The sequence below is a fragment of the Candidatus Thermoplasmatota archaeon genome, assembly GCA_038884455.1.
Lineage (GTDB): Archaea > Thermoplasmatota > E2 > DHVEG-1 > DHVEG-1 > JAWABU01.
In genome coordinates this window covers 1-20017 of sequence record JAWABU010000032.1, presented here as the reverse complement: position 1 = coordinate 20017, position 20017 = coordinate 1, and the positions used below count along the sequence as shown (strand labels likewise).

The following is a 20017-nucleotide window of genomic DNA, read 5'->3' as shown; positions in this document are numbered from 1 at the left end:
CTGAAATCGGCGGTGAAATTGCGGTTCACATGGTTCGCAACTGTTGGATTAATCCTTTTCTTTGCGCGTCCCATCCAATGAAAAAATGAATGTTTCTTCCTTAATTATCTATTTCGGGATGAAGCCTTCAGATCACAAAAACTTGTATTTAAAAAGAAATGAAGAAAGATATAAACGAAAAACAATACTATAAACCAGTCAAGTGGATATGAATAAAAAAGCGCTATAAAAAAATCAATAAACCTACGCAGAACGAAGTATAATAGTTCTTAAATCCTGTAATTTTTTTTGTCAAACTTTTTAACTTTACTGAATATAACAGTGCCAAAAAAAGATACACAATACCGGATAGAATACTTACCGATGTTCCAAACAAGGTAAGTAACATAGTAAATATACCACCATACAAAACGATCATGTATGGAAGCAAATTTTTATGCTTTTTCAAATAACTTGATCTGGCATTATTTCCAGATGCATCAATTTCAAGATCACGATAATGATCAAAATTATATACACATAACGTGAAGAAATACATCATCCCAAAAAGCTCAAATCGTATAGGCAAACGAAAACGAATCATTATTGAAAGAACCATAGTTGGTCCATTCAATGAGAGCAGATGGCCACCATGAATAAACTCATCACGAACATTATTTTTTATTGTGACTACTTTTTTTAAAATATTCTGACGAATAAGACCGAATTCGTTGTAGATTTTGTTTTGGGAGTTTACAACATCCATTTATTTCCCTCAATTCAAATATCTCAAATGATAAACATAAAACCCCACCATCGATTTTTCCGTCAAAATTCCAAAAAATGCGTTTTTTTATTGTTTTGTCGGAAAAACACGCTTTTCAGCTGCCTTTCCAAAAACAAGTTTTACCTATTTTTTAGGTTTTTTATGTTTCTTGTGAACTGCACATTTTTACAGAAATATACCTAGTACTCGGAAAAGAATCCCGCCTAGAAATACTGCAAGACCAATCTCAGTTATCGTAATTATAAAAGCATTCTTCCATCCGATTTCACGCACGAGGGCTGCAATCGTTGCAATACACGGAACATACACCATCACGACAAATGCGAACACGATCATCTGAACTGGTGACATCACAGAACGTATGTCAAGTGATCCTGCAACCGTGGTGAGAAGAACAAGCGCCGCCTCCTTTCGCAAGATACCAAAAATAAGTAAAAAACCAGTAAAAACAGGAAGACCCAACCATCCAACCGTGATCGGACTAAGAGCACCTGAAATACCATCAAGGATGCCGGTGAGACGCATCACCTCAATGCACAAACCCCCAAGAATAATCAACGGAACCGCTGTAAGTAAAAAAGGTTTAAAACGACTCCACGCCTGCTTCAATACAACTGTTGCCTGCGGCATCCGATACGGTGGCATCTCCATGATAATACCAACCGATGCACCTGGAATAAGGCGATTCAGGATTTTGCCGATGCCAAAAATCAACACGATATCAATAACAAACAACAAAAGTGCCCATTGAACACCAACGTATGAACCAACCAGACCAAGGATCACTGCAGTTCGAGCTGAACAAGGAACCAAGGTAGACAGAAAAATAGCAATAAAACGGTCACGTTTTGTCTCCATAATGCGGCATCCAACACATGCAGGAACATTACAACCAAGTGCGACTAACATCGGCATGCATGCCTTTCCATGAACACCGAGTGAATGGCACGGTCGGTCCATGAGATACGCGATTTTCGGGAGATATCCTGAATCTTCAAGAACGCCGATAATGAGATAAAACGGGAGGATAAAACCAAATGCGACAGCTAGTGATGCATAGAAACCTACCATGCCTCCATTCCATAAAAGTTCAGCCCAAAACCCCGTGTGTTGCGGATTTAACATCTCAAAAAAAGTAGTAATATGTTCAGATACCCAGGATCCAAAAATCGATAGAAATAACAGGATACCAAGCATGATACTAAACATTAAAAAATATCCACCAACACTATGCATACTCAACGCATCGAGGCGTTCGCCAAGAGATGGCTTAGTTGGTTCTTGAATGGTTACAACATCTCTAACGATTTTTCCTGCTACAGCATACCGCTCAGCAGCAATAACCGTTGCACAAGGTTCTTTATGAATCTGCGTAATCTCTTCAGATAATATTTTTGCTGCGATTACAACGTCTGGATGTGTTTTACTAAATTGTTCGATGATGGCTGTATCGCCCTCAAGAAGTTTTAATGCAGTCCATCTTGGATGATATGCAACTGCCGTTTCTTGGATGCACGGGATGAGCTTTTCAATACGTTTTTCAATTTCAGTACCATACAGAACTTTTGGTTCATTGCCTTTTTTGTGCTTTGATGAAAGAAGGAGTGCTTTGTCGATCAGCTCATGGACACCGATTCCTTTCGGTGCAACTGTTTCAACAACAGGTACGCCAAGAAGCTGTTCAAGTTTTTTAGAATTAATATTCAATCCTTTCTTTTTTGCTTGATCAACAATATTTAACGAAATGATAAGCGGAATATCCATTTCAAGAAGTTGCAAGGTAAAGAAAAGATTTCGTTCAAGAGCTGTTGCGTCAACCACATTGATGACGACATCAGGATGTTGTAATGCGATGTACTCACGTGCAATGATTTCTTCTTGTGAATAGGTAGACATTGAATAAATACCTGGAAGATCAATAATTGTAATTTTTTTCCCATGGTGATTTAATGTTCCTTCTGCTTTTTCAACAGTTTTTCCCGGCCAATTACCAATCACTTGAGATAGTCCCGTGAGTTGATTAAAAATCGCGCTTTTACCAACGTTTGCATTTCCTGCAAGTGCAATCGTAATATTTTGAGTCATTCTGAAACACCAGGGCGGACGTAGATTTTCTGCGCGATCCCCCTCCCGATAACAAGTTTACATCCTCGTACGCAGATTTCGATAGGGCCGTTGAGTGGTGCTTGTCTGAGTAGGGAAACTGTGGTGCCATGCGTCAGCCCCAAATCACACAATCGTTGTACTGCACCTCGTCCTCCTCTGATAAAGGCGATGGTTGCCTGTTGTCCTGGTTTCAAACTTGTTAGACTTATGATTTCTCCGTTCCTTTTTTCATATTCTGTGTTTTTTTCAGTGAGGCACTGTTGGCAGCTTTCAACATCTATATTACAGGGAGGTATTGGGGATCCATGGGGACATTCTGTTGGTCCGCCGAGTGATTTGCAGAGTGCTGTTTCTGTTTCATCTGAAAGTGTGTGTTCCATTTTACACGCTTGGTCATGGATTTTTTCTTTCGGGAGTTGCAGTGTTTTATTAAGAAATACCTCAAGAAGTCGGTGTTTTCGTTTCATCTTTAATGCAACTTTTAATCCTCTTTTTGTTAGCCGTACTCCTTTGTGTGGCTCATAGCGGACGAGATTGTTTTGCTGCATCCGTTGGAAAACTTCAGTAACACTTGCTGGTGCGTTGTCAAGTTGCTTTGCCACTTCAGAGGTTTTTGCGATTCCTTCTTTTCCAGCAACGTCGTAGATCGCTTCGAGGTATTCCTCAACATCTTCTTGCGGCATATTTATCAAATTAGTATAATGTTTTGGTAAGAATATAAACATTTTGGTCGACCTAAATTTATGATCTTTTTCATCTGTACTCAGAGCAACCTCTATCTGATTTGAAAGCGAGAGGTGTAAAGTTGTTGTAGAAGACGCACGTATCGAAGATCAAAACCATTTCGAAGTACTAGTATCCCCCATCTATGAACTTGGAGGCAAATTACTGAAAATATGAAAATATTTCATGACATGTCCGCATGTCCGACTCCACAACTCCCAAAAGATATAAGCGATCCTAAAAATATTGTCAAAGTCCTTCTTCACGCAGAACAATATGCAGTACGAGAATATACAGAAATATGTAATATGGCTGTAGGAAAAGATCACCGAACATATGATCTTGTACTTGCCATCTTACATGAAGAAATAGAACACGAGGCATGGCCTACCAAATTTCTTGATCATGACGCCTCAGACCCTTCTGAAGACCATCAGGAACAAACAGCCAATTTATCTCAAGTTTCTCCAATAAGCTCTTCTTTTCTATCAGTACATCAGTACAATTAAGCAGTACTATTAAATATTGATTAATAATCCTTACTCGGAAAAGATGAACGATCCAAAGATTAAGTTAACTAATCAACGACATGAAATTCTGACTTTTCTCAAATATACTATTACTCATCAAACGGTCTATGATGTCTACGCAGCAGTGAAAAAACTCAAAGAGATGAATATTGATGTAGCTCATACAAATTTTTTCAGCATCTGTAAAAAATGTGTCAACGGTCAAAATCAAAAAAAACAAGGTGCCATAAATGTTTGACCTGATTACAGTTTATAGTGCATTCTTATTAACAGTCTTAGCAGGTATATCAACAGGGATTGGTAGTGGCATGGCATATCTCATAAAAAAACCAAAAATGATATACCTCTCATTTTCTCTTGGTTTTTCAGCCGGCGTTATGATCTATGTATCATTCGTTGAGTTATTTCCACAATCACTACAACATGTTGAGAAGTACTCACTATTGTATCCTTTTTTCTTGGTATGTTGTTCATTGGTTTTATTGATCTGGCAATCCCAGAAAAGAAAAATCCTCATTCGTATCTCAATTTATCAAATAGCAGACCACAAACCTTTGACGGCAGACTAAAACGTACCGGTATTTTTACAGCACTTGCGATTGCAATTCATAATTTTCCGGAAGGGATTGCAACATTTGGAACTGCCCTGAGTAATATCCAACTTGGTGTTGTTATTGCAGTTGCTATTGCTCTTCATAACATCCCTGAAGGAATCTCGATTTCGATACCAGTTTATTATGCAACACATAATAAAAAAAAAGCCTTAACTTACTCGTTTCTTTCAGGTATTGCCGAACCTGTTGGAGCAATTGTTGGTTATATCATACTGCTGCCTTTTTTATCAACTCTGGTACTTTTTGCCTTATTGGCTTTTGTTGCAGGGATCATGGTGTATATCTCAATCGATGAACTCCTTCCAATTGCACATTACTATGGATATGGACATACCGTTATACTCGGTGTTATCCTTGGGATGTTTATTATTGCGCTAAGTTTATTGTTTCTCTAATTTTTTATCAAGAATTTATTCATCAACTGAGAGGTAGGTTTATCGGGAGGTCATAAGTACTTTATCGAAAACTTTAAAAACATGATAATGAATATATATTCATAATGTGGTTTCTGAACATAACAAAACCACCATAACAACTCTCTGCAACTCATAAACATCACAACCACATTTCAATAAAGATACCAAAAGAGGTGAAACATATGCCCTGTGGCGATGGTACCGGCCCCTGGTGGGCCCAAGAAAAAAAATGGACATGCTGGGCCCAACATCATGCAAGACACCGATGGAATAACTCCTCCTTCACACCACCATTAAGCAACTTTGCACTATCCAAAGAAGACTATAAAAAAATGCTCAAAGAACAACTACATCAACTCGAACGTCAACAAAAAACACTCAAAGAAACCATAAAAAGTTTAGAACAAGACGACACCGATCAGGAATAACGAATCAGCATCCTCCATAGTCAAATACATAAACAATTCTTTGCATATCGAAACTCATGCCTCGACCACAACGATGTCGAAAAGTATGTTTTCAACCAAACATAACCTACTTTAAGCCTGCAGGAATTCCTCTCCCTGATCTACAATCAGTGATACTGACTATCGATGAACTTGAAGCGATACGACTCAAAGATTACGAAGAATTAGACCAAGAAGCAGCAGCGCAACTCATGCATATATCCCAACCGACGTTCCACCGACTTCTTGGAACAGCACGGAAAAAAATTGCAGCAGCGCTTATCAACGGAACAGCTATTCGAATTGAAGGAGGAAACATAGAATTTATCTCTCCGCCATATAATCATCCTCGAAGACGCTGTCGAAAAAGAGGTGCGCCTCTATGAAAATCGCAATTGCATCAGATGATGGTACAACCATTGCTCATCACTTCGGACGAGCAGCAGGCTTTGTCGTATATACTATTAAAGACGATGCCGTTATCCATAAAGAATATCGAAACAACCATGGAAAAAGCACCGGTGAATGCCACAGCTGTAACCATGAAACCATGATACGCAACATTCAAGATTGTTCCCTCGTCATTAGCTACGGTATGGGTAGAAGAATTTATGATGATCTCATCAGTCATAACATACAACCAATTGTAACTGATGAAGTAACTGTCGACGTTGCTCTTGAAAAATATCTGAAACGAGAACTTAACAGCCGAACTGAAAAACTCCATTAAACAACATTTCACGTATCGTCCATAAAAAATAGAAAAGGAGTGTCCAACGACGTTATCAGAACTATCATTCCTCCAATCGGAATTGATGTTTTTGAAACAACAAAAAACCATTTTTCCAGCTGTTTGTTATTCTCCTTCGAACTGGACGATACTAAAAATCTTCTCGCCTTTAATCTTTTCACGTCCTTTCAGTGCAGGTAGTTCAACCACAAACGCACATTCAACAATCTCACCGTGTAATTTTTTTACCAAGTTTCGCGCTGCTGTAATCGTACCACCAGTTGCAAGCAGGTCATCGACAATCAGCACCCTTTCCCCTTTCGTGATTGCATCTTTGTGGATTTCGATTCTATCCTTTCCGTACTCTAAAGAGTATTCCTCAGAGATACATTCAGCAGGAAGTTTTCCTGGCTTTCGAACCGGGACAAATCCACATCCAAGACGATATGCAAGCGGTGCACCAAGGATAAAACCGCGAGATTCAATGCCGACCACCTTATCGATCTTCTTATCAGCATATCGATGATACAATATATCAATAGTTTCTTTCAATCCTTCAGGACTTTTCAGCAGGGTGGTAATATCCCGAAACATCACATTTTTCTTCGGCCAATGCGGAATCGTTCGAATCTTTGATTTAATAGAGTCAGTCATAATGTTCAACCTTTTGTAATAAATGTACTTCTCCTACATATACTTTAACATTCAATACATAGGTTGTTTTTAAGAATTCTAAAAAAGCCGTAGTTCATGTAGACATCTTTTTTTCAAGAAACAAATCAAAAGACTAATTTACCATTTCATCATATCTGGCTAAAAATAAAACGGGGGCAGTTTTTATAGTTCCTTTCCAGGATTTAAAAAATAAATACACTATAAAGAAAATTACGCATAATGGTAATCAAAAACAGAATGTCATCGAAACAGAATTTATAACATCACCAATAGAACTACTTTTTGAAAAATTTCAAACCTCGTTAAATGGTTTATCTTATGTTGATGTAGAAAAACGTCTCGAACAATATGGTTACAATTCGGTGTTGAAGAAAAAGAAACGTACAGCACTCGTTCAATTTCTCTCTAAATTTACAAACCCTTTAGTCATTGTTCTATTAATCATTGCTGCTTTTTCTTTGTATTTCGGAGAGCCGTTCAATGCGCTTGTAGTAACGCTCATGGCGATTATCAGTGTATTCATCTCATTTTTGCAAGAATATCGCGCAGGAAAAGAAGCAGAAAAGTTAAGCGAGATGGTTCGCGCAACAGCTACTGTGATTCGAAATGGAAAATCACGTGAAGTTAAAATCAGAGAAATTGTACCAGGAGATATAGTTGATTTATTTGCTGGTGATATGATTCCAGCAGATCTTCGGATCATTTCTTGTAAAGATTTATTCATCAACCAAGCATCATTAACCGGTGAATCATTTCCTGCTGAAAAAACTGCAGGGCCAATACAGCCAAAAGGCAATTCGCCTTCAGAGTTGACTAATATTGCGTTTATGGGAACCAGTGTTATCAGCGGTACCGGTTTAGGATTGGTTATTAAGACAGGGCTTTCAACGCAATTTGGCGAGGTATCACAAAAAATTGCAGCACGACATATCGAGACGAGTTTTGACAAAGGAATTCGATCGTTCACATGGCTGATGATTCGACTCATGCTTGTTCTCGTTATCACAATTTTTGCTATTAACGCAGTTTTAAAAGGTGATTTCGTCGAAGCATTCCTGTTCTCGATAGCGGTAGCTGTCGGCCTAACTCCTGAGATGCTTCCCATGCTTGTAGCCATCAACCTATCCAAAGGAGCAATCATGATGGCAAAAAAACAAGTGATTGTTAAGCGTCTGAACTCAATTCAAAATTTTGGTGCAATGGATGTTTTATGTACTGATAAAACAGGTACTTTAACCATGGATAAAATTGTCTTAGAGAAACATTGCGATGTTGTCGGCAAAGAAGATGAAGACGTACTTAGACTTGCATATATTAATAGTTACTATCAAACTGGGTTAAAAAACTTGTTAGATAAAGCGATTTTAAAACATGAAAAATTACTCGTGAAGCAATACACGAAAATCGATGAAATACCCTTTGATTTTTCCAGAAAGATTATGTCTGTTGTTGTGACGGTTAATGGAACGCACCGCATTATATCCAAAGGAGCACCTGAACAAATTTTCACTCGATGTTCCCACTACGAAATCGATGGAAAAATTCAGCAGATAACCGAAGATGTTCTTGAGAAATTAAAAAGTGAATATGACTCTCTTAGCCTTCAGGGATTTCGGGTTCTTGCAATCGCTTACAAAGACATTATCGATAAAAAAGAAATATATTCACGAGATGATGAGATAAATTTGATTCTGAAAGGATATGTTGCGTTTCTTGATCCACCAAAACCCACCGTGAAAAAAACTATTGAAACGATTAAAAAATTAGGTATTGAACTCAAGGTTTTAACCGGTGATAATGAGTTTGTTACAAAAAATATCTGTAGTCAAATCGGTCTGGACATTCACAATGTGTATACCGGTGACATGATTGATAAGTTAACAGATGAAGAACTCAGAGAAGTTGTAGAGACAACCACCGTATTTGTACGATTATCCCCCTTGCAGAAAGGACGAATTGTTGATGCATTACGGAAAAATAATCATATCGTTGGATATCTTGGTGACGGAATCAATGATGCTCCTGCGCTCAAAGCCGCTGATGTTGGCATCTCAGTTGATAACGCAGTGGACATCGCTAAGGAGTCTGCTGATATTATCCTACAAAAGAAAAGCCTTATGGTTCTTGGCGACGGTGTTATTGAAGGAAGAAAAACATTCGGAAACATCGTTAAATATATCAAGATGGGGGCAAGTTCTAATTTTGGGAACATGATCAGTATGACTGGAGCAAGCATCTTTCTCCCGTTTCTCCCCATGTTGCCTACCCAGATTCTCGTAAACAATTTTCTCTATGATATGTCACAAACAAGCATTCCGACTGATTCTGTTGATGATGAATATCTAAGAAAACCACGACCTTGGAACGTTCGATCAATCAAACGTTTCATGCTTCTCATCGGTCCGGTGAGCTCGATTTTTGATTTTGTCACCTTTGGTGTCCTCTGGTTTGGTTTTCATGCACAACAACCAGTATTTGCTACTGGTTGGTTTTTAGAATCCCTATGCACCCAGACGTTAGTAATTCATGTGATTCGTACAGGAAAGATACCTTTTATCGAGAGTCGACCGAGTAGATTTTTATTGCTTACATCAATTTTTATTATCATTATTGGGCTTATTCTACCATTTTCACCGTTAGCAGAATTACTCAGTTTCGTTATTCCTCCGCCCTTGTTTTTCTTAGCGCTTTTTGTAATTGTTCTTGCATATCTCATTACTGTTCAATTTGTAAAGAGTATTGTTGTGAAAAAGTACGGATATGACTAAAAGATTCTTGCAATCATTCATCACACATCAAAACATTTATCCTCTTGAATCTATTTTTGAAAGATATTGTGCAGCTCTTATACGATATGTAGTTAAACACTATTGGAACGAACGTTAACCATTTCACCCTTTGTAATCTACCCTTGCAATACCAATATTTCCGTCATCCTCATTATACTTTTCTGGAAAAGAAAAATTATCTTTACCAGTCTATCTCTCGAGAACACATATTTTTCATCTATCACTTGAAACAAGGAATAATTACAAAAAATACGTAGCAAATCAATCAAATCAATAGAAAACTTTTTTTAGCAAGCATGAGTTCATATGAGGCATGTCTCTTAACATCGGCATTATCGGTGGAAGCGGTCTATATAATATGGGTATTATGAATGCACGAGAAGAAATCTCTGTTACTACGCCCTTTGGAAAACCTTCTGATAAAATCACCCTTGGAAAAATAGCTGGAGTTGACATTGCGTTTCTCCCACGGCATGGAAAAGGGCACATCTTTCCACCCCATAAAGTAAACTATCGAGCAAATATCTTTGCCCTCAAAGAACTCGGCGTTGAATACCTTGTTTCAACTGCAGCAGTCGGCAGTCTGAAAAAAGAATTAAAACCCTGTGATTTTGTCATCGCTGATCAACTCATTGACCGGAGTTTTAAGCGATCAACCACGTTTTTTGAAGACGGAATCGTAGCTCATGTCGGTTTTGCAGACCCGTTTTGTACAACATTATCAGATATTGCGTATGATGTCATCAAAAAAGAAAACATTCCTGTTCATCGAGGAACCTATATCTGCATGGAAGGACCACAATTTTCAACCCGTGCAGAATCAAGACTGTACCGAAGCTGGAATGTTGATGTGATCGGCATGACGCTAGCTCCTGAAGCAAAACTAGCACGAGAAGCAGAGATGTGCCTTTGTGGGATTCTTACGGTTACTGATTATGACTGCTGGTACGAAGGAGAAAAAGATGTTAGTGTTGCTTCTGTTGTTGAGAATCTTAAAAAAAATGATGCAAATATTGCAACGATTATCAAAAAACTTATTCCCAAGATACAGTATAAACGAACCTGTGAATGTGCACATGCTCTTGAGCACAGTATTTTAACATCACCTGATCTTATCAAAAAAAATGCAGATCCAAAGGTAGCTCAAGTACTTCTCAAAAGATTCATTCAATAAATCCTTTTTTAAAATCTTTTTTCGTGTAATTTCTCAAAGAAAAAACAAACAAGAACAACCAAATTGTTCCTGAGAATACCTCTGCAATCACAGTAACCCACATCTGCAATGTACTAAATGTGAAACCAAGGATGAATAATCCAATAGTTGTTAGCCCAGCAGTATACAGATTCACACAATTTCCTCTGAAAACATCTCGGAGTTGTGGTACAAGCATAAAACCAAAGGAAATACTTACCACTGCGATAACATAATCCTGCCACATAGTCATCTAGGGGATAAAAAAAGTTTAGAGTTTTTGTGCAAATTCATCAAGTTTTGCTTCCCAGCCAGGAGCTAACCCATGTCCTTTTTGAACACCATCTCCTTGAACAAGAAAATCAACTTCTGCAATCTTTATCATATTTTTTTTCGAAAGGAGTTTTTCCATTTGTGGCAACCAGTTTTTTTTCATCGCATGGGTATTAATAATACCATATTTTTTCCCATCAACACCCTGAAGTTTTTTCATAATTTTTTTCATATTTCTCGTGATGGTGTATGCTTCTGTAGGTGCTGAGAAGATATAGGTGTCTGCTGGTGGTAACGCAGAAGGATTTACTTCATCTGTTGTCAAAATCTGAATATCAGCTTTTCTTTCTTTCAGTTTCTCTGAAAGACGTTCAACAATTTTTTTCCCATTGCCATACCGGGACCAATAAACAATGACATATTTCATAGATTCATCGTATGTGACAAACCGAAACCAGTATTAAAAGATTCCACTGTTCTTCAGCTTGTTAACTCTTCTACTTCTTTTTTACCTTCCTCTAAAGCCTCTCCTTGTTCTTTGTCATACTTTACCAGTAATGCTTGAAACTCACCAACATGTTCTTTTTCTTCAAAAGCAACATCGAGTAATACTTTTTTGATGCTTGCTTGTTTAGCAAGTGCTGCCATCTCCTCATAGAGATTAATTGCATCAAGCTCAGCAATGATCGCTGCTCGGATGATTTCTTTATCAACATCTTCAGGTTTAATTTTCTCTATATTGATTGGATTGATTGGAATTTTCGATAACGTGGGTTATTCCCTCATTACGCATAATAATACGTAAAGGAATTTAAAATCGTACTGGTACTTGGTTAGATTAATTTTTTGAAAAATATGTTCATCTACTGATACTCTATCCTTCGCTTTAAAGTTGTCTATAACTGTTGATTGTAACGATTTACTCCATAAAATTGCACTACAAAAAGATTTATTACCCAGCAGAAGTTACTTTTTAGCTACTGAGGGAGGTAATACTATGGATTTTGTAGCCGTTATGAATATCGTAGCAGGGTTAATACTCTGCACAGGCATTTTAGAAGTTATACCTGCAATGGGCAAACATCTTGTAAAACTAGCAAAGTGGCTTGGAGGATTCCAAACTATTATTGGAATTATTGCAATACTTTTGGCAATATTCTGGTGGTCATCTATTCAAAGTATCATTGCAATCATAGCAGGTCTCATACTAATCTCTGGAATTTTACCGTCGATTCCAACTTTTGGAAAGCATCTTGAAAAACTTGCGAAATGGCTTGGATCATTTCAAACTATTATCGGAATTATAGCAATTATAGTCGGTATCTGGGGATTACTATAATCCTCCATTTCTTAAATATTAGTGGAATAGATCTATCCAACACCGTTATCAAATGAAGGAAATTTTACAGAGTATAGCTTATTACGATGAGTGTTATTTAGATGTGTGAGAGATCAAAAGCTGTTCGAGTCCCTTGACTTTTCTTTTAAGGATATTGCTCTCACCGAGGTGTACACTCTCTTTACCAAGATCCCGTACTCTTCAAATAGCTGAATTAATCTCCTCTGGAAGTTGCCGTAACTTTGATTACAAAAGAATATGCTCCCGTCGGGGCGGCAAAACCGTTTCTCCTGGAGGTATGGACAAGATAGCGTTTTTTTTGTGCAGATCATTTTCGTTCAACATCCTCTCACTAAAAGCTTTCTTTTTTTTCTTTCTTTTTTGGAGGTTTAATCTATGCAAAGAGGATCTGTTTATAGTAAGATGACTCAATCTGAAAAGGAAGTTGCTAACGTATTGAAAGAGTTAAGGATCCAATGGACGTATGAACAGCCCGTTTTCGTATACGATGAAAATAAACGGCCACGGGTATGGGCACCGGACTTCTACTTGAAACATTTTGGGATTTATATTGAGGTTTGTGGATCTGAAAAATTCGATTACGATTACAGACGAAGGATCTTTGCCAAGAATGGATATCCAGTGATATTCTTACACATATACAAAGATTCCAATAAATGGAAAAATCATCTTCTGAATTTTCTTTATGTATTTACGCACGGTAGATACCAAAAATTGCATGAAATTATTGAAAGGAGAACCTAAGAGTATGATCCTTTTGTGTATACGTTATTTATATACTTCTTCAAGAAAAGTGAATAAAACTTAAATATAACCAAAGGATATAGTAAATACTATGGGATTAATCTCTCACCGGAGGTTAGTCCTTTATTAGGACTTATACAAAATTATCTTCTTTTTTTTATTCGATTTCTTCATTTGGATACAAAAATGTTTTATTGGTATATCCTAAATTGTTTAATTGTTTAACTAAGTCTCTTCCTCGATCGCCATAATAAATCAGGCGATCTTCTTGCCGAAGATCTCTAAAATCTGTTGTTTCATCATAAAATTTAACCGCCCCATTGTTCTTAAAAGCGAGATTTGTTATTTTGTCGAACATAGGTGAATATTCAACTTGATTTCTTGCATCTTTATAATCCTGTTCTTCAACTCGTTTTTCTTTGATGACATAGTATATTGGATGTTTGAGCCACCGTGTCGTATTTATTGGTTCTCTTGATGTTGGAACAATGTATCGAAGGTCTTTTGATCCGATGATGTATGTTTTGCCGTGTAATTTTAGTTCTTTGGATAGTATCTTATCAATGGTTTTGTCATGGAAACTGCGTTCTTTCAAGTAGTTATCGACGGCACCTGCAAGAATATCTGCTGCGGATATGAGCGCATTACAGTTATCTCCTTTATAGAAGATGTTTGGTTTTTTATACCAAAGGGTTTGCCATGCTATCGTGGTTTCTCCTTGGAAATTATCTAAAAAGATGATGTTTTCGTTCCCCTGCTCGAGTACACATCGTTTCCATGCACACATATATGAATACGGTTGAACTAAACTTACAAGAAAGTCTCTTGTTGGTTTTGTTGCCTTCACTCGATCATTGTTATACATGTAGATCTCTGCGGTCTTTTCTTCAGGAATGTTAGAGAAGTAGACATCAGCATTAATGATTGATTTACTGATCCCTTTTAAAAAGAGAAAACAGAGTTGTTGAGCTTTTTCTAAACCATATTGTTGTGCAAAATATTGATAGGAATAGATGCTTCTCTTTCGTTTTTCATTGAGTGTTTCCCAGACACATTTCATTGATTTGTCATACATCTCTGCGAATTTTTCATAGTTGACTACTTCTATGCTTGCCCCTAATGGAAATATTCGGTCCTCACCATTGATTTCTCGGTGAGTCTCTTTGGAATCAAATCCTATAACGGAGGGCATGAAAAGAGAATATTGCTCTATTATCTTTAATCTTTGGGTTACTAGAATCTGGGGGAGATCATGCTAAAGTTTAAATGTTCATCTGATTATTGAATTTTATATGGTCGATATTAAAATTGGTGGAAGTGTTGCTGTAGCTCTTGCATTATTTGCATTTTTAGCGATATCTACTGGAGTTGGATTCAACGAGGTCATTGAAGGTTTAGGTAATATTTTGATCTGGATTGGAGCAATAGTCATAATAATTCTAGTAATCATCTTCGTTCTGAAAAATATATGAGTTAAAGTATGAAATGCAAAATTTGTAGCACTGAAGAAACAGATAATCCTGATGGGATTTGTGATGATTGCGAGTTTTGCATTATCGGAAATAAAAATATTCCACCGAGTTTTTGATTTTATTCTAGCAATCCAAGTCTTCTAAGTCTGCTGCGAATTGCACCAGGTTGTCTTTTTAATTTTTTAGAAATTTCAGAAGGTGTCAAACCAGTTTTAAAGAGTTGCTCGAGTTCTCTTTCTTCAGTTTCATTCCAGCTCTCGTATGCTCTTGGGTAGGATTTTTTTATCTCCCGTATTCTGTGTGTCCAGCCAATAATTTTATTATCTGATAGTATATTTTTCTCCTCAAGTTCAAATTCGGTAGAAGATATTTCGGCTAAATATTTTTGATATCTGTTGGTGAGAGATCGTATGATTATTGCTAGATTTTTTGACAATTTTGTATCCTCTTCGTTAGTCTTGATTTTCTTTAGGATTTCAAAGATATCTAAAAATTGGTTGAGCTCTTTTTCTTCTAGTGAATCCTTGGCTATAAACCAGAGAGTCCATACGGTATCTGCATGTATCTGGATTTTTTCTCCAGATTCAATGTAATACTCTCTCATATTGGAACCTTTGTTGTTATTTATTCAGCCCAGTCTTTGGCTACAACTTCAGCTTGCTGCAACACAAGTTCTGTTGCTTTCTTTTGTTTATCTGGTGGGTACCCATATTTTTTCAGGATTCGTTTGACGTTGACTCTGAGTTTTGCTTGAACGTTTTCTCGTAAGGTCCAGTCGATGGTGACATTGTTTCTGATCATGTCTGTGAGTTCTAATGCTATTTTTCTGAGGGTCTCGTTTCCTAGGATTTTTACTGCGCTGTCGTTTACCATTAATGCGTCGTAGAACGCGAGTTCGTCTTCATTGAGCTTGAGTTCTTCTCCTCGTTTGTCTTCTTCTCTGAGTTTTTTTGCAAGTTTTATGAGTTCTTCGATGACTTCTGCTGCTTCGATGCTTCGGTTTGTGTATCGCATAACGGTGTTTTCGAGCATTTCTCTGAAGGATCGTGCTTGGACAATGTTTTTCTTCATTCTGATGCGTATCTGGTCATTGAGGAGTTTTTTGAGTATTTCGAAGGCAAGGTTTTTTTGTGGGAGGTGTTGGACTTCTGCGAGGAATTCATCTGAAAGTATTGCGAGGTCTGGTTTTTGTATGCCTGCTGCTTCGAAGATGTCGACAACTCGGTCTGATATGATTGCTTTTGAGAGTATCTGGTTGATTGCAGTGTCAAGGTCTTCTTTGTACATGGCTGTGGTGGATGTTGTCTTAGTGAGTGTGGATTTTATCGCTTGGTAGAATCCTACGTCTTCTCGTATTTTCAATGCTTTTTGATGTGGTACTGCGAGTGAGTATGCTTTGAGCAGTTCTGTGGTGTGTTGGATGTATCGTTTTTTCCCGTCTTTTTGTTTCAGGATATGTTCGATTGCTTGGGGGATGATTTGGAGTCGTTCTTGTGGTCCGAGTTCAAAGAATTTTTTGTAGTTGAACCCGTGGAAGAGGTTTTCGACGATTTCGTATTTTTCTTCCATGAGTGCGACTGCTTCTTCTTGTTCGAAGATTGGTTTTCCTTCTCCTCCGCTGTGGGTGTAGTCCATGAGTGCTTTTTTGAGTTCTGCTCCGATGCCGAGGTAGTCGACGATGAGTCCTCCTTCTTTGTCTTTGAAGATGCGGTTGACTCGGGCGATCGCTTGCATGAGTCCGTGTCCTCGCATGGGTTTATCGATGTACATGGTGTGGAGGCTGGGGACGTCAAAGCCGGTGAGCCACATGTCTCGGACGATGACGAGTTTGAGTGGGTCGTTTGGGTCTTTCATACGTTCCGCGATCAGCATTCTTCTTTTTTTGTTCCGGATGTGTTCCTGCCATTCCTTTGGATCAGCAGCTGATCCGGTCATGATGACTTTGAGTTCTCCTTTGTCGTCATCTGTGTGTTCCCAGTGTGGTCTTTGTTTGATGATTTCGTTGTAGAGGTCCACGCAGATTCTTCTACTGGCGCAGACGATCATTGCTTTTCCATCGAGAGCTTCTAATCGTTGTTCGAAGTGTTGAACGATGTCTTTTGCGATGCGTTCGATTCTTTTTGGGCTGCCGATGATTTTTTCCATGCGCGCCCATTTGCTTTTTAAGTATTCTTTATGTGCTTCTTCTTCTCCTTCTGTTACTATTTCGAATTCTGGGTCGATGCGTGGTCGTTCCTCTGGTTTTAGCTCAAGTTTTGCAAGTCTGCTTTCGTAGAAGATACGTACAGTTGCTTTGTCATCAACTGCTTTTTTGATGTCGTAGATATCGACGTATTTTCCAAAGACTGCTGGGGTGCTTCGGTCTTCTTTTTCTATGGGTGTCCCTGTGAAACCGATGAAGGAGGCGTTGGGGAGTGCGTCTCTGACGTATTTCGCGTAGCCGTAGGTGATGAGTGCTTGGTCGTCTTTGGTTTGGATTTTTGCTTTGAACCCGTATTGGGTTCGGTGTGCCTCGTCCGCGATGACGATGATGTTGTGTCGGTCTGAGAGTAAGGGGTAGGTTTCTCTGTTTTCTTCTGGATAGAATTTTTGGATGGTGGTGAAGACGACTCCTCCGGAGGAGACTTTGAGGAGTTTTTTGAGGTCTTCTCGTGTTTCTGCTTGGACTGGTTGTTGCCTGAGGATTTCTTGGCATCTGCTGAAGGTTCCGAAGAGTTGACCATCAAGGTCGTTTCGATCGTTGAGGATGACGATGGTTGGGTTGTCGAATTCAAGGACGAGTTTTCCGGTGTAGAACACCATGATGAGGCTTTTTCCACTGCCTTGGGTGTGCCAGATGACTCCTGCTTTTTTATCTGTTTGTATCGCGTTTTTTGTGGATTGTATTGCTTTGTTGACTGCGTGGTATTGGTGGTAGGCAGCGAGTTTTTTACTTGGTTCTTTTTCGTCTTCAAAGACGATGAAATGCCTGAGTAAATCTAAAAGAACGTTTTTTGTGAACATGCCTTTGAGGAGTATTTCGAGTTCGATGAGGTGTTGTGGTGGGTCGGTGCCGTCGATGGTTTTCCATTTCATGAACCTGGTTTTGTTTGAGGTGATGGTTCCTGCGAGTGCTTCGAGTCCGTCGCTAATGACCAGGATTTCGTTGTATTTGAACAGGGAGGGTATTTGTTCTTTGTAGGTTTGGAGTTGGTTGTAGGCAGCAAACACGGTTGCTTCTTGGTCCGCTGGGTTTTTGAGTTCGATGACGACGAGTGGGAGGCCGTTGATGAAGAGGATGATGTCTGGTCGTCGGTTGTGGTTGTTTTCTATGATGGTGAATTGGTTGACGGCGAGGTAGTCGTTGTGTTCTGGGTGTTTGTAGTCGAAGAGGTAGACTTTGTCTCCTTTGATTCGGTTGTCTTTTCTGTATTCGATGTCGATGCCGTTGACGAGGTAGTGGTGGAAGGCTCGGTTGTTTTCTAGGAGTGTTGTTTTTTCTGTTCTGAGGAGTTTTTTGATTGCTTCGTCTCGTGCTTCTATGGGTATGTGTGGGTTGATTTTGTCGACTGCTTTTTTGAGTCGCTCTAGTAAAACAACATCGGTGTAGGTTTTTCGTTCCGGTGTGGCTCCGTCTGGTGCGATGTTTGGGCCGTAGAGGATCGTGTAGCCCATGGTTTTGAAGTGTTCAAGGCAGAGTTTTTCCACGTCATCTTCGGAGACGAATTTAGTCATGGGTGTGCCTCGGTTTCTGGGAGTTGTACTCGTATTTTTCCTGACATAAGTTTAGGAAGGAGAGAATCGCGAATTTTAGATAGCACTAATTGATTTTCTATATTTTGCTGTCGTTTAATAAAACTCGGTAAAATAAGACGTTCGAATGATTCGAGTATATCTTGTGGTGGCACAACAATAGAAAGATTTAGTATGTCACCAGCGGATATACGTTGATGGCTACTACTGGTTCCTCTTGCCATCTGGATTAGCTTTTCTCTGATAAAATTTGATAGTAGCAAATTATAGAAATAACTAAATGAGTTATCTTTTGGTTTGAATACCAAAAATTCTGTTGAACAGATACTATTTTCCTTTGCATCAGTTATCGGCCATATCCTTTGGAATCTTGGATTTAACTTTGAAAATAAAATTGTTTTATCATGAACTTTAAACTTGTTACTCTGAATTTCTGATCCAAATTGTTTTAAGGGTTTCTTTCCAGAATCGTATGCTTCTATGCTCAGATGATTATAGATTTTTTCTGGATATTTATAAGGTAGAACTTGATCCTTAATTTGAATCGCTAGATCGTTTATTGTCCCAACTTTCCATCCCTTCGGTATCTCTTTCCCCACCTCCTCAGCATACACCATCTCCCCACCACTTGACTTATACGGCTTCCCCTCCTCATTGGGGAATTCAAAATCAACGAACCAGTGTTTGAACAAGGCTTGACCAATGGCTTCAAGGGTGTTGTTCATCTGCTGGTTGAGTTCGATTTTTGAGTCGAGATCGGAGAGGATTTTGGCGATTGATTGTTGTTCTGTCAATGGAGGTATCAAAACTGATACCGTTTTCAACAAACTAGCTTGAACCCTCTGCCTTCCTGAAGTTCCTGTCATAGATTTTATTGCTTCAGCTTTCATCTGTGGTGAAATGGATAAGTAATAAACGAATTTATTAGTTGTTTTATTTTCTTTCCCACAAAGAATAATAAATTCTGTTGATCCTGCTGCAACTTCATCTTGAAATAAAATATCAACAAAAGCTGTTTTTCCATTTTCAAGACAAGGTGTGATTCTCGCTAACAACGTATCTCCATTAATAAATTTTGTACCTCCTGAATAATTTCTTATTTCAAATCCTTGAATTTTTCTATTATGTTCTTTTAACATATCCATTGAGATAAATTTACATTTCTCGCCCTTTTTTATATATCTATGTGGATTAATAGTGACGGCTTCAGATAGAGGTAGTTTATCCCAATCCTCAGGAATCATACCTATTTCAGTTTCTTTGAATTTTTTTTCAATTTGTTGTTTCATAGTAACCATATTTTCAAAATCAAATCATTGTTTTTCTGTTCGATGTCGATGTTTTTTATTTTGTCAATATTCCCCACGAGTTCATCTTCAACTTTATTTTTCATCGACTCTATCAAAGAATCTATAAATAAACCATGTTTACTAAATAAAAACACAACAT

At 38.2% G+C, this 20017-nt stretch carries 19 protein-coding genes and 2 pseudogenes; 10 read left to right on the top strand and 11 right to left on the bottom strand.

Annotation, left to right across the window (positions count from 1 at the left end; genetic code table 11):
• Positions 1 to 223 precede the first annotated feature (223 nt).
• The 3 genes from QXL17_06480 to QXL17_06470 form a co-directional block, all read right to left on the bottom strand.
• Entirely contained in the window at positions 224 to 745 is a 522-nt protein-coding gene (locus tag QXL17_06480) for a hypothetical protein (protein MEM4258777.1), read from the bottom strand.
• A gap of 186 nt (positions 746 to 931) precedes the next feature.
• A complete protein-coding gene (gene feoB / locus QXL17_06475; GenBank protein MEM4258776.1) occupies positions 932 to 2851 on the bottom strand; it encodes a ferrous iron transport protein B in 1920 nt (639 codons plus the stop codon).
• Positions 2848 to 3555 carry a metal-dependent transcriptional regulator gene (locus QXL17_06470; GenBank protein MEM4258775.1) on the bottom strand — a complete coding sequence of 236 codons (708 nt, stop codon included), beginning with the start codon at positions 3553 to 3555 and terminating at the stop codon, positions 2848 to 2850. The genes feoB and QXL17_06470 overlap by 4 nt, the downstream gene beginning before the upstream one ends.
• 118 nt (positions 3556 to 3673) lie before the next feature.
• On the opposite strand from QXL17_06470, the pseudogene QXL17_06465 reads away from it, so the two are divergent.
• The 6 genes and pseudogenes from QXL17_06465 to QXL17_06440 all read left to right on the top strand — a co-directional run bounded on the left by QXL17_06465 (position 3674) and on the right by QXL17_06440 (position 6331).
• Positions 3674 to 3981 (top strand): annotated as a pseudogene (locus QXL17_06465) (ferritin-like domain-containing protein).
• Between the two features lie 166 nt (positions 3982 to 4147).
• A complete protein-coding gene (locus QXL17_06460) occupies positions 4148 to 4363 on the top strand; it encodes a hypothetical protein (protein ID MEM4258774.1) in 216 nt (71 codons plus the stop codon).
• Positions 4356 to 5134, top strand: a pseudogene (gene zupT / locus QXL17_06455) (zinc transporter ZupT). The gene QXL17_06460 and the pseudogene zupT overlap by 8 nt, the downstream one beginning before the upstream one ends.
• A gap of 203 nt (positions 5135 to 5337) precedes the next feature.
• A complete protein-coding gene (locus tag QXL17_06450) occupies positions 5338 to 5583 on the top strand; it encodes a hypothetical protein (GenBank protein ID MEM4258773.1) in 246 nt (81 codons plus the stop codon).
• A 56-nt stretch (positions 5584 to 5639) separates the two neighbouring features.
• Complete coding sequence (locus tag QXL17_06445; protein ID MEM4258772.1) at positions 5640 to 5987, top strand: DUF134 domain-containing protein; 348 nt, start codon at positions 5640 to 5642, stop codon at positions 5985 to 5987.
• On the top strand, positions 5984 to 6331 hold the full coding sequence (locus tag QXL17_06440; protein MEM4258771.1) for a NifB/NifX family molybdenum-iron cluster-binding protein: 348 nt from the start codon (positions 5984 to 5986) through the stop codon (positions 6329 to 6331). The genes QXL17_06445 and QXL17_06440 overlap by 4 nt, the downstream gene beginning before the upstream one ends.
• Before the next feature lie 126 nt (positions 6332 to 6457).
• On the opposite strand, the gene QXL17_06435 is transcribed toward QXL17_06440, so the two are convergent.
• Positions 6458 to 6985, bottom strand: coding sequence for an adenine phosphoribosyltransferase (locus tag QXL17_06435; protein ID MEM4258770.1), 528 nt, complete (start codon positions 6983 to 6985; stop codon positions 6458 to 6460).
• Between the two features lie 143 nt (positions 6986 to 7128).
• On the opposite strand from QXL17_06435, the gene mgtA reads away from it, so the two are divergent.
• On the top strand, positions 7129 to 9774 hold the full coding sequence (gene mgtA, locus QXL17_06430; GenBank protein ID MEM4258769.1) for a magnesium-translocating P-type ATPase: 2646 nt from the start codon (positions 7129 to 7131) through the stop codon (positions 9772 to 9774).
• Positions 9775 to 10108: 334 nt separating this feature from the next.
• A complete protein-coding gene (mtnP, locus tag QXL17_06425) occupies positions 10109 to 10969 on the top strand; it encodes an S-methyl-5'-thioadenosine phosphorylase (GenBank protein MEM4258768.1) in 861 nt (286 codons plus the stop codon).
• Here the strand turns inward: mtnP and QXL17_06420 are convergent.
• From QXL17_06420 to QXL17_06410, 3 genes are read right to left on the bottom strand one after another with little or no spacing between them, the layout of a single operon-like run.
• Complete coding sequence (locus QXL17_06420) at positions 10959 to 11240, bottom strand: hypothetical protein (protein MEM4258767.1); 282 nt, start codon at positions 11238 to 11240, stop codon at positions 10959 to 10961. The two genes, mtnP and QXL17_06420, sit on opposite strands and share 11 nt — an antisense overlap.
• A gap of 18 nt (positions 11241 to 11258) precedes the next feature.
• On the bottom strand, positions 11259 to 11687 hold the full coding sequence (locus QXL17_06415; GenBank protein MEM4258766.1) for a flavodoxin domain-containing protein: 429 nt from the start codon (positions 11685 to 11687) through the stop codon (positions 11259 to 11261).
• Between the two features lie 53 nt (positions 11688 to 11740).
• The gene (locus QXL17_06410; GenBank protein ID MEM4258765.1) at positions 11741 to 12019 is read right to left on the bottom strand and encodes a ferritin family protein; all 279 of its coding nucleotides are present in this window, start codon (positions 12017 to 12019) and stop codon (positions 11741 to 11743) included.
• Between the two features lie 238 nt (positions 12020 to 12257).
• On the opposite strand from QXL17_06410, the gene QXL17_06405 reads away from it, so the two are divergent.
• Positions 12258 to 12599, top strand: coding sequence for a hypothetical protein (locus tag QXL17_06405; GenBank protein MEM4258764.1), 342 nt, complete (start codon positions 12258 to 12260; stop codon positions 12597 to 12599).
• Between the two features lie 922 nt (positions 12600 to 13521).
• On the opposite strand, the gene QXL17_06400 is transcribed toward QXL17_06405, so the two are convergent.
• Positions 13522 to 14556 carry a hypothetical protein gene (locus tag QXL17_06400; protein MEM4258763.1) on the bottom strand — a complete coding sequence of 345 codons (1035 nt, stop codon included), beginning with the start codon at positions 14554 to 14556 and terminating at the stop codon, positions 13522 to 13524.
• Positions 14557 to 14656: 100 nt separating this feature from the next.
• Here QXL17_06400 and QXL17_06395 point away from each other — a divergent pair, with 100 nt between their 5' ends.
• A complete protein-coding gene (locus QXL17_06395) occupies positions 14657 to 14836 on the top strand; it encodes a hypothetical protein (GenBank protein ID MEM4258762.1) in 180 nt (59 codons plus the stop codon).
• 118 nt (positions 14837 to 14954) lie between these two features.
• On the opposite strand, the gene QXL17_06390 is transcribed toward QXL17_06395, so the two are convergent.
• The 3 genes from QXL17_06390 to QXL17_06380 are packed head-to-tail and all read right to left on the bottom strand — an operon-like array spanning position 14955 to position 19857.
• A complete protein-coding gene (locus tag QXL17_06390; protein MEM4258761.1) occupies positions 14955 to 15440 on the bottom strand; it encodes a hypothetical protein in 486 nt (161 codons plus the stop codon).
• A 20-nt stretch (positions 15441 to 15460) separates the two neighbouring features.
• Positions 15461 to 18550 carry a type I restriction endonuclease subunit R gene (locus QXL17_06385; GenBank protein ID MEM4258760.1) on the bottom strand — a complete coding sequence of 1030 codons (3090 nt, stop codon included), beginning with the start codon at positions 18548 to 18550 and terminating at the stop codon, positions 15461 to 15463.
• On the bottom strand, positions 18547 to 19857 hold the full coding sequence (locus tag QXL17_06380) for a restriction endonuclease subunit S (GenBank protein MEM4258759.1): 1311 nt from the start codon (positions 19855 to 19857) through the stop codon (positions 18547 to 18549). The genes QXL17_06385 and QXL17_06380 overlap by 4 nt, the downstream gene beginning before the upstream one ends.
• Positions 19858 to 20017 lie beyond the last annotated feature (160 nt).

Excerpts from the sequence above, each read along its gene's own strand:
- QXL17_06400 (MEM4258763.1), bottom strand. The coding sequence starts at position 14,556 with ATGCCCTCCGTTATAGGATTTGATTCCAAAGAGACTCACCGAGAAATC.
- QXL17_06405 (MEM4258764.1), top strand. The coding sequence starts at position 12,258 with ATGGATTTTGTAGCCGTTATGAATATCGTAGCAGGGTTAATACTCTGC.
- QXL17_06385 (MEM4258760.1), bottom strand. The coding sequence starts at position 18,550 with ATGACTAAATTCGTCTCCGAAGATGACGTGGAAAAACTCTGCCTTGAA.
- QXL17_06395 (MEM4258762.1), top strand. The coding sequence starts at position 14,657 with ATGGTCGATATTAAAATTGGTGGAAGTGTTGCTGTAGCTCTTGCATTA.
- QXL17_06440 (MEM4258771.1), top strand. The coding sequence starts at position 5,984 with ATGAAAATCGCAATTGCATCAGATGATGGTACAACCATTGCTCATCAC.
- QXL17_06450 (MEM4258773.1), top strand. The coding sequence starts at position 5,338 with ATGCCCTGTGGCGATGGTACCGGCCCCTGGTGGGCCCAAGAAAAAAAA.
- QXL17_06390 (MEM4258761.1), bottom strand. The coding sequence starts at position 15,440 with ATGAGAGAGTATTACATTGAATCTGGAGAAAAAATCCAGATACATGCA.
- QXL17_06435 (MEM4258770.1), bottom strand. The coding sequence starts at position 6,985 with ATGACTGACTCTATTAAATCAAAGATTCGAACGATTCCGCATTGGCCG.
- QXL17_06480 (MEM4258777.1), bottom strand. The coding sequence starts at position 745 with ATGGATGTTGTAAACTCCCAAAACAAAATCTACAACGAATTCGGTCTT.
- QXL17_06470 (MEM4258775.1), bottom strand. The coding sequence starts at position 3,555 with ATGCCGCAAGAAGATGTTGAGGAATACCTCGAAGCGATCTACGACGTT.
- feoB (MEM4258776.1), bottom strand. The coding sequence starts at position 2,851 with ATGACTCAAAATATTACGATTGCACTTGCAGGAAATGCAAACGTTGGT.
- QXL17_06445 (MEM4258772.1), top strand. The coding sequence starts at position 5,640 with ATGCCTCGACCACAACGATGTCGAAAAGTATGTTTTCAACCAAACATA.
- QXL17_06380 (MEM4258759.1), bottom strand. The coding sequence starts at position 19,857 with ATGAAACAACAAATTGAAAAAAAATTCAAAGAAACTGAAATAGGTATG.
- QXL17_06460 (MEM4258774.1), top strand. The coding sequence starts at position 4,148 with ATGAACGATCCAAAGATTAAGTTAACTAATCAACGACATGAAATTCTG.
- QXL17_06415 (MEM4258766.1), bottom strand. The coding sequence starts at position 11,687 with ATGAAATATGTCATTGTTTATTGGTCCCGGTATGGCAATGGGAAAAAA.
- QXL17_06420 (MEM4258767.1), bottom strand. The coding sequence starts at position 11,240 with ATGACTATGTGGCAGGATTATGTTATCGCAGTGGTAAGTATTTCCTTT.
- mtnP (MEM4258768.1), top strand. The coding sequence starts at position 10,109 with ATGTCTCTTAACATCGGCATTATCGGTGGAAGCGGTCTATATAATATG.